Origin of the sequence: Mesorhizobium sp. M6A.T.Cr.TU.017.01.1.1 (assembly GCF_004023115.1) — a bacterium.
Classification (GTDB): Bacteria; Pseudomonadota; Alphaproteobacteria; order Rhizobiales; family Rhizobiaceae; genus Mesorhizobium; species Mesorhizobium mediterraneum.
This window is the reverse complement of the sequence record NZ_RZTA01000003.1, coordinates 106,401-121,604: the sequence shown is the minus strand read 5'-3', so window position 1 is coordinate 121,604 and position 15,204 is coordinate 106,401. Positions and strand designations below refer to the sequence as shown.

Genomic DNA, 15,204 nt, shown 5'->3' with positions numbered 1-15,204 from the left:
TGCGGCCGCCTGTGGCGGCGTTGTCGGCGTGGCCGCCGGCAGCAACACCGCCAGCCCGGTGAGCGGCGGCCTGGGCGCCGGCATCGCCGGCACCTACGGCACGCTGACGCTGAACGCCAACGGCTCCTACAGCTATGACGGCTTTGCCAACGCCGTGCCGGCCGGCGGCGCCACCGACACCTTCGTCTACACCATCATGGACGGCGACGGCGACCTGTCGACGACGACGCTGACCATCACCCTGTCGGACGTCAACAATGCGCCGGTTGCCGCAAACACCCAGAACTGGATGTCGAGCGATCCGGCACAGCAAACTTTGAGCACGCCGAGCTATCCCGACGGATATCCCTTGCTGGTGACTATCCCGACCGATGCGGATGGCGATAACCTCATCGTCACCGCGACGGGGACGATCCCCACAGGCACGTTCTATTTCGATGGCGTCACCTACGTCGCCCTGACGGCCGGCACTGTGCTCTACGATCCGGCCGGCGGCATCAACCTGCTGGACGACCTGGTCTACAGGCCGACCGCAACGGTAACCGACACCGTCAACGTCAATCTGTCGCTGGACGTCTTCGACGGCACCGCCCACGTCACTCAGACTGTCGGCATCCACGAAGTCCCGCCGACCAGCTTGCCCAGCGATACCGCACAGGTGGGTAATGGTAACAGCCCGCTCACCTCCGGAAACGACCAGACCCAGAACCTGAGCCTGTCCCAAGCCACGGTAAGCGCCATAACGGCCGATCCTCACGGCTCGACAGTCGTAATCTACACCGACTTCCAGGAGTCGCCCTTCGTAACTCCGATCCCGCTAGGGGAACGCAATCCAGGCGTCTTCGGAGACGGCAGTGCGGGATCGCATCGCGAGCAGGAAGTTCAAGTCGAGATCAGGATCGGAGCGAACCGTTTTGCAGTTGTTGAAGACGATCTGACTGCCGGAACATTCGAGCAGAGTTGGACCTACGACCCGGCCACCGGCCTGATGAAGGCGACCGTCGACTATGACCATATCTTCCTTCTCGACGGCGCCGGGGTCGCAACGACGACGACGCTCGCGGACTATCTGATCGCAAATCCACCGGCCGCCGGCGACACATGGACACTTTCCTATTTCGACAATGATGGCGGCAACTACCAGGCCCGCGCAGTCAGATTCGAATTCTTCTCCCATGATCCAGGCGATCCTGGAATAACGGTGAATGGCGATGCCACCTTGGCCGACCAGATCTATGGCACATCCGGTATCGACCATCTCAATGGCAATGGCGGCAATGACGTCATCATAGGCAGGGGAGGCAATGATTTCCTCAGCGGCGGTGGTGGCAGCGATCTTATCAGCGGTGGCGACGGCAACGATCTCCTTGTTGGAGGTTTCGGCCAAGACACAATGACTGGAGGAAACGGTGCTGATACGTTCAAACTCGACCAGTTGGACATCAAGGATCTCATCTCCGACTACAGCGGCGCTGGCGGCCAGGGCGACGTGATCGACCTGACGTCGTTGTTCGACACAGCCCCGGGGGGAGCCAATATCGGCGAGTTCGTGAACTACGATGCGGGAACCGGCACGCTAAGCGTCGATGCCGACGGTACGGCCAACGGCACCAATTTCGTGGATGTGGCCACGCTAACGAACGTGCCGGTGTCCAGCACAATCACGCTGCTTTATGACGACGGAATAACCCAGCATACGACCACGGCCAATGCGGTTTAGGGGAATAGTGCAAGGGCTAGGTGCTATGCTATAGATTCGAATGGTAGAGGGGAATTCATCATGAAAAAGTCTGCAAGACTTCTGGCTGCCGGTGCAACACTGTTCCTGGCTGTTGGATCGACGGGGTATGCCGCCGACATCATCGAAGGTCCGTCGGTCGATTATTGTCGCGTCGTCGGCACGTCCAACCTGGTGCAGACCGACAACATCGTCGATCTCAAGAACCAGGTGGTGCAACTGATGGACGAGTCTGTCGCCGTCGCCAACAGCTCGGAATGGATCCATTCGTCACGGCCTGTCTTCGTCTGGGCCTCCGAGGCCAAGGTCGCCTGCGGCAAGGCTTACGGCTATTTGAAGACAAATTATCGCGACGAAGACTACCTGAATAAATGCGAGTGTTTCCACGACCGCATGGTCGAGTACATGAACTGACCAAAAAGGCGGCGACGCGCGGCTGGCTGACAATGATTGCCGACCGAACATTGCTGCGGGCGATCGCCGGAACGATCGCCTTGGTCGGTTTTGACCTGCCTGCCATGCATGCGAGCGCGGGTGCGTCGGAACAATCCACTAGAGTACAAAGTGCCTTGCCCGAGCGGTTGCGGCCGACGCGCTGCGATGCCACCCAGGAATGGACGAGAGAAACGCTGAAGGCATTTGCGACCTGCCAGTCGTCGATCTACGGCCTGGAGCCGCGGCTCGCACACGCCGTAATGGAGATCGAAAGCGGGTTCGATCCCGAGGCGCGCGGTGCCGACGGAGAAGTCGGGTTGATGCAGGTCATGCCCGCGACAGCACGAATGCTTGGCTTTCAAGGCCCGCTCGAAGAGCTGAGTGCGCCGAAGACCAACATCGCGCTGGGCGTCAAATATCTCGCGCAGGCGAACAGGCTCGCCGGCGGCGACCTGTGCACCACCGTCATGAAGTATCGCGCCGGGCACAACGAAAGCCGTTTCTCGGCACTTTCGGTCCGCTACTGCCAGCGCGCGCGCTCGATCCTGGCAAGGGAAGGGTTCGAGGTTGACGGGCCGTTGCCGGTGGCAACATTCGGCTTTTCCACATTTTCAGCAGGAGGAGAAGACAGCGCCCCTGCCGCAGGAAAACGCGTGTGCGTGCGGCGGGTGTTCGTGCCTGGGCCGCGATACATGAAATGCGCCGACTATCGAAATGCATGGCAAGCCAGACAGATCAGGAAGCTCAGAGCCCGGCTTTTTGCAGGCTAAAGAACCACAAGACGGCGCAACTCAGCCGTGACATGACTGGAAGATCAGACCGGGAAGTGACCCGGCGGCACATAGGGTGGAAAATCATGGAAGCTGGCCGACAGGTCCTCTGGCTGCGGACGAGGGCAATCGCCTTTGCGCTCGCCGTGACATTGTCAGGTTGCCAGTCGAAAGGCAGCATTTCCGAAGTGCTCGATCCGGCTGCAATCGCCGCACCCGGAGTGCAGAATGACGCCGCAGTTGCGGGCCGATCCCAGGCGACGCAATCGATCGGCAGTGGTTCGACGAAGATCACGATGCTGCTGCCCTTGTCCGCCCCTGGAGCCACGGGGGAAACCGGCAGGAAGATGCTCGATGCCGCAAAACTCGCAATGGCGGATCTTGGCAATGGATTGCTCACACTGACGGTCGAGGACACGCAGGGCGACAGTGCACACGCCAGCGAATTGTCGATAAAGGCGATCACGACGGGAGCGAAAGTCGTCATCGGTCCGACCGAACTACCGGCGGCGCAGCATATCGCCAAATTGTCGGGACCGAAACGGCCGCCAGTGTTGGCACTTGCCAACAATTTCACAGGCGGTCCCGGCGTTTATGCCGTGCGCCTCAGCGAGGCAGACAGCGCGGCTGCGGGCGCCGCAGGCATCGCGGCGAAAGGCAGCAAGAAGTTCGTATTGCTTGTCGCAGCTGGCTCGAACGGCAGTGCCGTTGAAAAGCGGGTCGCGAACAGCCTAAGCATCTATGGCGCAACGCTGGCGGTCACTATCCCGTACTCGGCAGGCGACGGCGGCACCAAAGCGGTCACCGACATGGGCTCACTCGTGGATGCTCCGGACGCCGTCATTGTCGCCAGCGGAGACGACAGCCCGCTGCAAATCCTTGCCGCCCTGAAATCCAAGGGTATCCCGGGAAGAACAATCGCTGTGGTGGGAACAAACCGCTGGCTGGAACGCCCCATCGGGCCGCTGTTTGAAGGGGCCTATATCGCCACGCTCGATCCGCGCGAAACCGGACCAATCGCCGACCGCTTCAAGACTACCTATAACTATCAGCCCGACGTCAATGTCGCCTACGCCTATGATATGGTTGCGCTGACTGCTGGGATCGCCAGCGCGGTTGGACCCGATGGCTTCAGCAAACAGGTACTCGAAAATCCGAGCGGGTTTCGCGGATCCACAGGTCTATTCCGGTTTCGCGCCGACGGATCCAGCCAGCGATCGATGCCGTTCTATCGAGTTGAAAAGGGTGCGCTCAAATTGGTTGCCAGATCGACGTCGGGTTTTTGACCCGGCGCGAACCCGTAGGACCTTTTCGAGCTGATGGGCAGGCCGAGCCGCATCCCCTTGGCTGTCGCGCTCGCAAGCCTGGAGCTTCTGGCCGGGCTCCTCCTGATCATTCAGGGCGGGGCTTTGCTTTCGGTCGACCGGCCTGTTCCTGCGCCGTCTCAGGGTATTCGCGGCAAGCAGCTAACCCGACCGGACGCAACCGTTTTCGACGCTCATCGGCGAGAGCCGGCACGCAAGATTGCTCAGGACCTCATCGCTCCGCCACAACTTGATTCTTCGGAAATCGAACGGATCGAGCCCCGTCCGCCACTCAGCGAACTCAGTCTCGCCGTGCCCCCGAAAACGCCGATGCCGCAAGACTGGCGGGAGGTCCTGCTCTACGCTCCGATTGCGAGTTCGTCCGCGATCTTCCAATCGATGGGACGGACGGTGGTCATCAGCGGGGTCCAGAGCATTGCCACGAACAAGACCTGTTCCTTTCATGACGTCGTCTGGCCTTGCGGCCACCGCGCGCGCGCAGCTTTCAACTCCTGGTTGCGCCAACGTGCACTGAATTGTTTCGTACCGCCGGAAGTTGATCGTTTCGCTATCGCCGCCCCATGCAGGCTCGGCAGGCAGGATGTCGGCGCCTGGCTGGTTTCCAATGGCTGGGCCCTGTCATTGCCGGGCGGTATCTACGGCAAGGCGGAGATGACAGCGATGGATACGGAGATGGGTATATTCGGCCCGCCTCGATAGTCAGCTCGCCTTTTGAGCCCTCACGGAACCGTACTTGCCGAAGCTGGAGCACGATCCCCGAAAGCGGAATCCGGTTTTCGGAAACGATCATGCTCAAACAAAAAAGAAAGTGCCCCATCCCGATTTTATCGGGGCAGGCTCTAGAGCGGCATGCTGATACAGGCGGTTGCCTGCGCTGCTGGTTGTTCAGCCTGCGCCGACACTTGGTTTGTTAACTGTTGTCTTCCATCTTTCTCGCGGGCAATTCCAGCTTCATCTGTGAGTCAGCCAGAGCTCCTTCAGCCCGATCGATCAAATTGTATTGGCTTTTGAGACCGAATTTGTAACTTGCCGGCCTTATGCCAGCCTATCTGACAGGAGATCGGTTAGTGACAAAATCGACGGCGAACAGCTCTGCCCAGGCGTGGAAGAGTATCGCATGGCTGACGCTTCTGGGGACCGCCGGGAGTTTGGGTTTTTCGCTGGCCCTCAACTATCTGCTCCTGTTCGCCGATGGGCTCACGCCGTTCGGACGCGGCGTTGTCACGGCAACGCTCGTCCCCCTCGCCATTGGGCTACCGCTTTTCCTGTTGATCGGCTGGGGTCGGGTTGAGATCCGCCGCTATCGGCAAGAGCTGAACAAGTCAGCGACCTACGACGGCCTGACGGGCTGCTTGAACGGAACGGCTTTTACTTCGATCATCGAACGCAGAGTAAAGAAGCCATCTGAGCATGGCTCTCGTTCGGGTGCCTTCCTGGTCATCCATCCCGAACACCTTCGATCCATCAACCTGCGATTTGGTATTGAATGGGGCGACGAGGCCTTGCGGCTCATAGCCTCGACCATAAAGTCATCAGTGCGCGAGGAGGATCTGATCGGCCGCATAGGGACATCGATCTTTGGGGTATTTCTACCTGGTGCCACCGAAGAAGACGCCAAGGAGGTCGGTGAACGTATCCGGGCGCGCGTTGCGCAAGTCTATTTCGCGCCAAAAGGGGCGGAGGATGTCCTGAGCATAGGCGTCGGAGGGGTAGTCTTCGAGAATGAACTCGCGTTTGACGACATGTTCCGGTCCGCCGAGCAGCTGCTATCCAGAAATGGAACCGACTTCGAACTGTCTCGTCTGCCCAGTTGACGATCGCTTGCAGGGCGGCAACTTGCTCCGGCTGCGGTGTGAATGGCCTGCAGGACAGGCCAAGGCGAACGACGACGAGGACACACCCCGATCGCCCCAGGCGCAGCCATCCGCGAGAGTCGCCTCCACCAGCTTTTACACCCTTAGTTGGCAGCCGACAGACCGCCGGAATTAAACAACTTAAAACTGAAGGTTGCATGCCTCAGCCGCTACCCGACATGGTACTTGCGCCACCCCTAAAATAATGAGATGTTGGTTCGGGGTATTGAGTATCGAGTATTGGGTTGGGGGAGCCTCTCGGCTGTTGTCAGTTCCGGGACGCTTTGAAAAAACAGATGAACGTTCTGCAGGTCCTGGTGGGGATACTCACTACGTCGTGCCTTGTTTCGATCTCGACGTATTGGGCAACGGGTTCAATCGGCTGGGCGATCATTAGCCCGATAGTTTTGCAGGTCGGGTATTTTGTCTACATGCTCTGGACGGTCTACGGCGCAGAAGCCGCAGAAGCTGATCCGGGACCCGAGAGCGTTGGCCCGCTCGACCGCAAAGATGGTATCTGGCTCTAGCGCATGATCCACGAACCGAAGGTCGGCGTCGCCGAAAATCGGAGTGGTTTTTTGCCAGGGCCCAAGGCCGGGTGATGCGGCAGATCAAAGTGCCGCAGCGCCGTTGCGTGCAGGAGGATAGGCGAGGGGTTAGTGGCTTCGGACTTGCATGGCCATTGAACTGTGATGCCCCGCTGGCATGCTGTAAGAGCGGTAGCTGTCGCCCCAGTTCCTCAATGACGTTGTCGGGATCACCATAGTTTCAAAGTCTTGGTGAACCTCAGCCGTGAGCGAGCCCGTCGCGCAACCCACGCCAATCACATACGCCGGCCGGTTTTCGCGTCGAACAGGTGGGCGCAGGCGCGATCGATCTCGATCCGCACCTGCGCGCCGTGCTTGAGCGGAAGCCGCTCGCGGAACAGGCAGGAAATTTCCTCACCGGCGCAGTCGACCTTGGCGAAGATTTCCGAACCCGTGGCTTCCAGAAGCGTGACCGTGCCTGGCATTCCCCCGGCGGTTGCGCGGATATGTTCGGGGCGGATGCCGTAGACAAGTTCGCGTCCTGCAGCATCGGCCGGGTGGGCGCCTTCCGGCAGCGGCAGGATCAGCCCACCGGCGCTGCGGAACACGCCTTCCTCGATGCGGCCGGCAATGAAGTTCATGGCGGGCGAGCCGATAAAGCCGGCAACGAAGAGATTGGCCGGCTGGTCGTAGAGGTCGAGCGGCGCGCCGATCTGCTCGACCAGGCCGTCATGCAACACGACTATCTTGTCAGCCATGGTCATCGCTTCGATCTGATCATGCGTGACGTAGATGGTGGTGGTGCCCAGCCGCTGGTGCAGCGCCTTGATCTCGCCGCGCATCTGGACGCGCAGCTTGGCGTCGAGATTGGAGAGCGGCTCGTCGAACAGGAAGACCTGCGGGTCGCGCACGATGGCGCGACCCATGGCGACGCGCTGGCGCTGGCCGCCGGAGAGCTGACGCGGGTAGCGCTCAAGCAGCTTTTCCAGCCCAAGGATGTTGGCGGCATTCCTGACGCGGCCGGCGGTATCGGCCGGATCGGCTTTCTTGATCTTCAGGGCAAAGCCCATATTGTCGGCCACCGTCATATGCGGATAGAGCGCATAGTTCTGGAACACCATGGCGATGTTGCGGTCCCGCGCCCGCAGGTTGTTGACCATACGTTCGCCGATGGCGATCTTCCCGCCCGAGATCGTTTCAAGTCCGGCGATCATGCGCAGCAGCGTCGACTTTCCGCATCCCGACGGGCCGACCAGGATGACGAATTCGCCGTCGGCGATGTCGACGCTGACGTCGTGAATGATCTTGGTGGCTCCGAAAACCTTCTGCACGTTGTTGATTGTTACCGATGCCATTGGATTTCTCCGGAAAAGAGTGATGTCGAGCTATGCGGCTTCAGCCGCCCTTGACCGCTCCGGCGGTCAGCCCCGCGACGATCTGCTTTTGCGCAAACATGGTCAGGACCAGCACCGGCAGCGTCACCACAAGTGCTGCGGCGGCGAGCGGCCCCCAACTCACCTGCTCATAGGAAAGCATGTTGTAGACGGCGACCGGCAGCGTGCGTGTCTCACGGCTGGCGAGCACCACGCCGAAGACGAAGTTGTTCCACGAAAAGATGACGGACAGGATGAAGGCGACAACGATGCCCGGCTTGGCGATGGGAAGAGCGACCAGCCGGAACACCTGCCAGGAGCTGGCGCCGTCGATGTTGGCCGCCTCTTCCAGCTCCATCGGCGTGGTCTCGAAATAGCCGATCATCACCCAGACCACGATCGGCACCGTCACCACCAGATGGATGATGATCTGCGGCCAGAGCGTGCCGAGGATTCCGATCCACTGGAACAGCAGAAACAACGGGATGAGATAGGATAGCCCGGGCGTCATGCGGGCGATCATGATGACGACCGCCGATTTTTCGGCCTTGAGCCGCGCTATGCCATAGCCGGCCGGCACGCCGATCAGCAGCGCCAGAAGTGTCGCCGTGCCGGTCACCAGAACCGAGTTCCAGAGATAGAGCAGGAAATTGTTCTCCTCGAACACCTTTACATAGTTTGACCAGGCGAAACGTTCGGGAATCAGGATCGGCGGATAGGCGCCGTTGTCGATCTCGAATTTCAGCGAAAGCGAGATCATCCAGAGGAAGAACAGGATCGCCGGCGAGACAATGACCAGAGCCGCGAAAAACAGCCCGATCTGGTTGAGCAGACGTGAGCTCATCTATTTGCCCTCCGCGTCGATCCACTGCGAGCGCTGGCGCAGCATCAGGAGGATGAAGGACAGCGCCACGATGACGATGAAGAACACCACGGCCATCGCCGAGCCATAGCCAATGTCGTAGTAGGAGAAGGCGGTGTTGTAGAGGTAGATGTTGATGGTTTCCGACGCCGTGCCCGGCCCGCCCTGAGTCATTGCAAAGATGATGTCGAAGCTCTTCAGCGCATCGATGGTGCGAATGATCAACGCGATCATCAGGAACGGCGCGATCATCGGCAGAGTGAGGTAGCGGAACTGCTGCCAGGCATTGGCACCATCGATCTCGGCGCTCTCGAAGGGCTCGCGCGGTACCGAGGCCAGCCCGCCCAGCACAATCAGCATCACCAGCGGCGTCCACTGCCAGGTCTCGACCGCAACCAGCGAAGGGATGACCGTTTTGGCATTGAATATCCATTCCTGCGCCGGGATGCCGACCAGCGATAGAAGATAGTTGAGCACGCCGAGCTGGGGATGGAACATCATGGTCCAGACCAGCGCGACGGCAACGGGCGTTGCCATCATCGGCATGACGAAGACGCCACGCAGCAGCCCACGCAGCGGAAACTTGGCGTCGAAGATCAGGGCGGCGACAGTGCCCAGGAACATTGGCGCTGCCACCGACAGGGAGGTATAGGTCAACGTATGAACCAGGGATTCCCAGAATCGCGGGTCGCTGGCCAGACGGAGATAGTTTTCCATCCCGGCAAAGCTCCGCGACTGGCCGAGCGTCCAGCGGTTGACGCTCATCCAGAGCGTGAAAGCCCAGGGAAAGACTATCACGGCGCCAACGACGACGAGCGCCGGAACGACGAAGGGCCAGTAGTTGGGAGCCAGCCGGATCGTCTGGCTCCCTTCAATGGCTTGCGTCGCTACCCCGGTGCGTTCAGGGGCGATGGCAGACATCAGCCCTGCTCGCTCCTGTCGAGCACCGGCTGGAACTGTTCGGTGGCCTTCTTCAGCTCTTCGGCAGGATCAGCACCAGCAATCATGTTGGTCAACGCCACGCCGTAGATGTCGCGAAACTCGGTGACCGGGATGATCACCGGCAGCGCCAGCCGGCTGATATTGCCCGAGCCGACGACGGCATCGAGCCAGCTTGCCGGCATGGTGACGCCTTCGCGCACCTTGGGGTCTTCCAGTATCGACTTGCGGAAAGGCACGCCGGCGCCGGCCTGAAGCAGGCGCGCGCCCATGGCCGGGGAAACCGCCCACTGACAGAAGAGATAGGCAGCTTCCTTCTTTTCGCTGGAAGCGGTCACGCCGAGGCCGTCACCAAACGTCCCGGAGGCATGCGCCTTCGGGCCCTTGGGCATCACGCCATAGCCGACCTTGCCGACCACCCGCGACTTTTCGGGATTCTCCATCGGCGGAGCAAAACCCACGCCATCGAACCACATGCCGATCTTGCCTTGCAGAAAGGCGGACTGCGCTTCAGCCCAATTGAAGCCGGTGACGCCAGGAGGGGCGGATTTGGTCATCAGCCTCTGGTAGAGGGCGGCGGCCTCGATCGCCTCGGGCGTTTCGGTGCGCAGCTTTCCCTTGTCGTCGAGCGGCGTCATGTCGTAGCCGAGCATCAGCGATGTCCACACCGGCGTGTTGGCATTCTTGAGGCCGCGGGCGACGAACCCGAACGTGTTGGTCGACGGATCGGTCAGCGCTTCGGCGGCGGCGACCATCTGCTCAAACGTTTCAGGGTATTTGAGGCCCTTGGCCTCGAACAGCTCCTTGTTCCAGTAGACGATCCAGTAGTCCACCGAGAAGGGCAGCGAACGCAGCACGCCCTGACTGTCCTTGGCGAAAAGCATGCCGGCTTCGGCGAAATCGCCTTCGACCAGCCCAGGATCGGTCAAGGTCGGGTCGGCGAGATAGCCGGCGATATCGGCCAGCCAGCCACCCTTTTCGAACTGGCGCTTCTGCACGTGATAGCTCAGATGCACGACATCGAAGCTCGGTTTGCCGGAGCTGAGCTCGATCACGGTCTTCTGCCGCTGCTGCTGTTCCGGCGTCGCCTCGGCATTGACCTTGATGCCGGTCAGCTCCTCGAATTCGGCGATATATTTCAGGATGGTGTCGCTGCGCGGGCTTTTGACCAGATTGACGTCGAGCGTCGTGCCGGCAAAACGCTTCCAGTCGACGCTGGCGGAAAAGCTCGGGCGAAGGCCCGCCAGGCCCGCGGCGAGCGCCGTGGTTCCTGCAAGGACTTGCCTTCTTGTTGGCTTGAACGGATTGGACGACATTTCTTCCTCCCTTGGGTTGCTGTCGTTGTGGGTAGCTCGCGGCAGCCGCGAACCATACGTCCTCAAATCTGGAGCGCCAACCGGCGCGCATTGTCGATATGCCGGCTGATCGCCTCGACCGCCTTTTGCGGGTCGCGGCTCTCGATCGCCTCGATCACTGCCAGGTGCTCATGCATCACCGGCACGACGCGCCCGTCGATACGGAAACGCTCCTGATGGATTAGCCTGATCTTTACCGAATTGACCAGGTACGCCTTGGCGATGATCTCGTTGCCCAGCGCATCGATGAAGGTGTCGTGCATCGCCCAATCGATGTTCTGGGCCTTGGCTTCCATTTCCGGCGTCGGCGCCTGCGACAGCGCTTGAGCCAGCATGTCCTCATGTTCGCGCCGCAGGCGGGCGAGCTCGGCGTCGGACGCGTTGACGGTGAATAGCGCCACCGCTTCGCGCTCCATGAACAGGCGGAACTGAAAAGCCTCGCGGATCAGGCTGATATCAATATGGGCGATCTGCATGCCGCGCTGCGGGATGGTCATCAGAAGCCCCTCGGCTTCGAGCCGCGGCACGATCTCGCGGATGGCGCCAAGCGTCAACCCGGTAAAGGCAACCAGTTCGCGCTGCGACACGAACTGTCCCGGCCGCAGATCACGAGCCAGCAAATGCCGCGTGAAGCTGGCATAGGCTTTTTCCCTGAGGGTGGCCGGTTCGCTGCTGTCGTCCATTTCAGCGGTTTCTTCCTTGCCGGTCAGGCCGGCTCTGTCGCAAACAGCCTGTCATAGGCAGCAGTAAGCTGTTGCCGCCCCTGCGCAGCGATCGGCTCGAGTGGCGGACGGACCGCCAGCCAGCGCTCGTCGCCGGTCTTGCGCGCCACCATGACCTTCACCGCCGGGGTGACCGGATATTTGAGCAATTCGAGCACGAAGCTCTCGACGCGGGCGTCGTCGCGCCCGTCCTCGGCCATGGCGCGGATTTCACCGGTGACGAAATTGGCCATGCCGGAAATGGCGCCTTGCCCGCCCTGGCGCGCACTTCTCGCCAAATGCCGCTCGTCGCCGATTAGAATCACCAGGTCGCCATGGGCCTTTAGCAACGCCTCGCTATAGCTCCAGTCGCCACCCGAATCCTTTACACCGGCGATCACGCCGGGGAAGGCCGCACGCAGCCGACCGATCAGGCTAAGCGGGAGCGGCACCATGGTGACAGAAGGGATGTTGTAAAGCAGGACACCGCGAGCCAGCGGGCCGAGCGCGGCGAAGACGGCGGAAAACCATCCGAACAGCCCGTCCTCGCCGACATTCTTGAAGTAGCTCGGCGGGGCCAGCAGTATGTTGCGGACGCCGAGCTGCAAGGCGTGCCGCGCCTGTTCGGCGGCGTCTTCGGCCGCATCGACCAGCACGCCGGCGACGAGCTGATGCGCCGCAATGCCGGCGGCAAGCATGGCTTCGGTGACAATCCGCCGCTCTCCAGTCCCCACCGAGGCGCCTTCCCCCGTGGTGCCGAAGAGCGTTGCGCTGCTGCAGCCGGCGCTAAGGCAAGCCTGGGCTTGCGCGACCATTGGAGAGATGGCGATTTGCCCGGACGCATCAAAAGGCGTGGTGAGGGCAACCGAAAGACCAAAGCGCGAAGCCACTGCTATTTTCTCCAGATGTCGATCTGTAAGCACTGCTAACACGCTAACATGTTAGTTGTAAATTGCAGCAGTGTCTTTTTCGAAACGCTGGCGATATCGAGAGTCGGACATGAACAGAGAGGTTTCGCGCGTGACGCTTTTCGGCGGTGCGACCAGCACACCGCCCAGGGCCGATCCGCCCTACTGTCCCGTCGCGCCTGCGTAGATGTCGAGGACACGGGTGATGCTGCCGATCAGAAGGTCGTGCGCGAAAGGTTTGATCCGGCCTGCCGCAACCTCGGCGTCGAGCTGCCCCAGATACTGGCTGACAAGAGGCCGGGGAATGTCCTTTTCGCCCAGCACATCCAATAGCTTTTGCGTGGCGCGCTGCGCGTCCGGCGTCGGCCAGTAGTAGCGGATGCGGTCGCTGAACGAGAAATGCCGCTGCACGCGCTGCTCTTCCGGCGTGGCCGGATAGTATTTCTGCCAATTGGCCGGCGACGCCAGCATGATGCGCTCCATCGCGACAGGCAGGCTTTCACGCGAAGGGTCAGGCGCGAGCACATCGGCGATGTGGCTGAGCCCGTACAGCGCCTCGCGAAGCGCGAAGGTCAGCCAGGGGCCGACCTTGAGGATGGCAAAACCATCGCGCACGAGAGCGTTGAGCGCTTCGGCCGGCTGATAGTCGGTCGAATGCGCCTCAAAAACGAATTGCGGCATGCGGTCGAGCACCGCCACCAATTCAGTCGCCTTGGCCGGCGCATAGGGCACGATCTCGGCGTTGCCGAACTCGACACCAGGCTGGACGACGACGCCGATCGCACGGCCAAAAGCGTCGTCGAGGCCGGCGCGGGAAAACGCTCGGGCGTGTACCTCTACGGTGCGCAAAGCATCGTCGGGCGCCGTCACATGCAGGTGGTCGAGCGCCTCCAGCGCACCGCCCGGCACCGGCACTTCGGTGCCGATGACGTAGACCGGTCTTTCGCCGCCTGCCCGCTCGACCGCCGCCTCGGCGATTGCGGCAAGTTCGGCCGCCCGCGCGGCGATGGTCTCGTCGGCAAGCACGGCAGGATCGTCGGCGCAGGCCATGCTCGTATCCAGATGCATCTTGGTGAAGCCGGCGCTCGCATAGGCATCGATCATCGCCGCGGCGTTCTTCATGGCGGCGGCAGCAGCCATGTGTTTCCACGGATTGGGTCCAAGATGATCGCCGCCAAGGATCAGGCGATCGACCGGGAAACCCGCTTTCTTCGCATGCGCCTCGACGAAGCTGCGGAAGTCGGGCGGCGTCATCCCGGTGTAGCCACCCTCGTGGTTGACCTGGTTGCAGGTGGCCTCGATCAGAACATCCGCATGCCGCGCCGCGCCATGACGCAAGGCGGCCTCGATCACCAGCGGATGCGCCGAGCAGACCGAGGCGATGCCGCTTTTCTCGCCTGCAGCGCGCCTCGCCGCAATGTTTGCAAACCTCTGCGTCGCGGCACTCACTGCATGTTCTTCCCTGTGGCGATGAAGGCTTCGACCGCTTCAAGCGGGAAAATGCCCTCCATCGGTCCCTTGCGGGTGACAGCGAGCGCACCGCAGGCATTGGCAATCCGCATTGCGTCTGCGGGAGCCGCCCCGCGCAACCAGAACGAGACGAAAGCAGCACCGAAGCAATCGCCCGCGCCGGTCGGATCGACCTCGTCGACGGCAAAGCCGGGTGAGGCGACCGTGCCGTGGCGATCATGATAGGTGGCGCCCGCGGCGCCTTTCTTCAGGACGATGCAGGACAGGCCACGGTTCAGCAATTCGTCGACCGCGCCCTTCTCGTCCTTGGCGGATGAAAACAGGAAGAGCTCCTCACCGCTCGGCAGGAAGATATCGGCTCGCGCCAGCACATGGTCGAGCGCCGTGCGCATGCCGGAAGCCTGCATGATCTCGCGGCGGATGTTCGGATCGAAGGACACGGTTCCACCCCCGGCCTTGACAGTCTCGATCGCCGATAGCGCCACCGCGATGGCGCGGTCGGAAAACAGCGACGAGCCCATGACATGAACATGATCGGCACCGGCCAGCAGCTTTGTTGCCGCCGGGCCGCTCTCGATCAGGCCGGAGGCGCTGTTGCGGATGTTGAAGACGAAATGCCGGCTGGAATCGGCCCGGTAGGTGACGAAGGCCGTGCCCGTCGCATGGCCCGTGTGAACCGCGATCGCCGACACGTTGGCGCCTAGTGCCCGCAGCCGCTCGATATTCAGCCTGCCGAAATCATCGTCGCCGACGGCGCCGATGAGGCCGGCCGGCTGGCCGAGCGCCGCCGCCTGGCCGATGAAGATGGCGGGCGCTCCGGACGGGTAGGGTCCAAGCAGCGGACCAGGCTCGAGAAAGCTCTGGCCGATCCGCTCGGCCATGATCTCGACGAGGATCTCGCCGGCGCTGACGAGTGTCTTCATCCCGCTGAACTCCTCCCGGCGTTTT

The 15,204-nt window shown here is 61.5% G+C and carries 15 protein-coding genes; 7 read left to right on the top strand and 8 right to left on the bottom strand.

Going from position 1 to position 15,204, the window contains the following annotated elements; all coding sequences use genetic code 11:
* The 7 genes from EOB36_RS01980 to EOB36_RS01950 all read left to right on the top strand — a co-directional run.
* On the top strand, positions 1 to 1,720 hold a 1,720-nt coding region (locus EOB36_RS01980), incomplete at its 5' end, for a type I secretion C-terminal target domain-containing protein (RefSeq protein ID WP_164897425.1).
* Between the two features lie 60 nt (positions 1,721 to 1,780).
* Positions 1,781 to 2,152, top strand: a complete 372-nt coding sequence (locus EOB36_RS01975) for a hypothetical protein (RefSeq protein WP_126104680.1) — start codon at positions 1,781 to 1,783, stop codon at positions 2,150 to 2,152.
* Positions 2,153 to 2,184: 32 nt separating this feature from the next.
* Positions 2,185 to 2,943, top strand: a complete 759-nt coding sequence (locus EOB36_RS01970) for a transglycosylase SLT domain-containing protein (RefSeq protein WP_128284161.1) — start codon at positions 2,185 to 2,187, stop codon at positions 2,941 to 2,943.
* Positions 2,944 to 3,029: 86 nt separating this feature from the next.
* Entirely contained in the window at positions 3,030 to 4,229 is a 1,200-nt protein-coding gene (locus tag EOB36_RS01965; protein ID WP_128284160.1) for an ABC transporter substrate-binding protein, read from the top strand.
* 33 nt (positions 4,230 to 4,262) lie between these two features.
* Positions 4,263 to 4,967 carry a thermonuclease family protein gene (locus EOB36_RS01960; protein WP_128284159.1) on the top strand — a complete coding sequence of 235 codons (705 nt, stop codon included), beginning with the start codon at positions 4,263 to 4,265 and terminating at the stop codon, positions 4,965 to 4,967.
* 368 nt (positions 4,968 to 5,335) lie between these two features.
* Positions 5,336 to 6,082 carry a GGDEF domain-containing protein gene (locus tag EOB36_RS01955; protein WP_245467559.1) on the top strand — a complete coding sequence of 249 codons (747 nt, stop codon included), beginning with the start codon at positions 5,336 to 5,338 and terminating at the stop codon, positions 6,080 to 6,082.
* A 335-nt stretch (positions 6,083 to 6,417) separates the two neighbouring features.
* Positions 6,418 to 6,648 (top strand): hypothetical protein, encoded by a 231-nt coding sequence (locus tag EOB36_RS01950; RefSeq protein ID WP_095487047.1) that lies wholly within the window; start codon positions 6,418 to 6,420, stop codon positions 6,646 to 6,648.
* A 296-nt stretch (positions 6,649 to 6,944) separates the two neighbouring features.
* Here EOB36_RS01950 and ugpC read toward each other — a convergent pair whose 3' ends face one another.
* From ugpC to EOB36_RS01910, 8 genes are all read right to left on the bottom strand, one after another.
* Positions 6,945 to 8,003 (bottom strand): sn-glycerol-3-phosphate ABC transporter ATP-binding protein UgpC, encoded by a 1,059-nt coding sequence (gene ugpC / locus EOB36_RS01945; protein WP_128284157.1) that lies wholly within the window; start codon positions 8,001 to 8,003, stop codon positions 6,945 to 6,947.
* Between the two features lie 40 nt (positions 8,004 to 8,043).
* Positions 8,044 to 8,865 carry a carbohydrate ABC transporter permease gene (locus tag EOB36_RS01940; protein ID WP_023797160.1) on the bottom strand — a complete coding sequence of 274 codons (822 nt, stop codon included), beginning with the start codon at positions 8,863 to 8,865 and terminating at the stop codon, positions 8,044 to 8,046.
* Positions 8,866 to 9,804 (bottom strand): sugar ABC transporter permease, encoded by a 939-nt coding sequence (locus EOB36_RS01935; protein ID WP_126104675.1) that lies wholly within the window; start codon positions 9,802 to 9,804, stop codon positions 8,866 to 8,868.
* Complete coding sequence (locus EOB36_RS01930; protein ID WP_095487645.1) at positions 9,804 to 11,138, bottom strand: sugar ABC transporter substrate-binding protein; 1,335 nt, start codon at positions 11,136 to 11,138, stop codon at positions 9,804 to 9,806. Before EOB36_RS01930 ends, EOB36_RS01935 begins: the two co-directional genes overlap by 1 nt.
* 62 nt (positions 11,139 to 11,200) lie before the next feature.
* Positions 11,201 to 11,860: a GntR family transcriptional regulator gene (locus EOB36_RS01925; RefSeq protein WP_128284156.1), complete on the bottom strand. Its 660-nt coding sequence runs from the start codon at positions 11,858 to 11,860 to the stop codon at positions 11,201 to 11,203.
* 23 nt (positions 11,861 to 11,883) lie between these two features.
* Positions 11,884 to 12,768, bottom strand: a complete 885-nt coding sequence (locus EOB36_RS01920; protein WP_126104672.1) for a dihydrodipicolinate synthase family protein — start codon at positions 12,766 to 12,768, stop codon at positions 11,884 to 11,886.
* 180 nt (positions 12,769 to 12,948) lie between these two features.
* The gene (locus EOB36_RS01915) at positions 12,949 to 14,235 is read right to left on the bottom strand and encodes a D-tagatose-bisphosphate aldolase, class II, non-catalytic subunit (protein WP_126104671.1); all 1,287 of its coding nucleotides are present in this window, start codon (positions 14,233 to 14,235) and stop codon (positions 12,949 to 12,951) included.
* Entirely contained in the window at positions 14,232 to 15,179 is a 948-nt protein-coding gene (locus tag EOB36_RS01910; protein WP_126104670.1) for a sugar kinase, read from the bottom strand. The genes EOB36_RS01915 and EOB36_RS01910 overlap by 4 nt, the downstream gene beginning before the upstream one ends.
* Between the last annotated feature and the right edge of the window lie 25 nt (positions 15,180 to 15,204).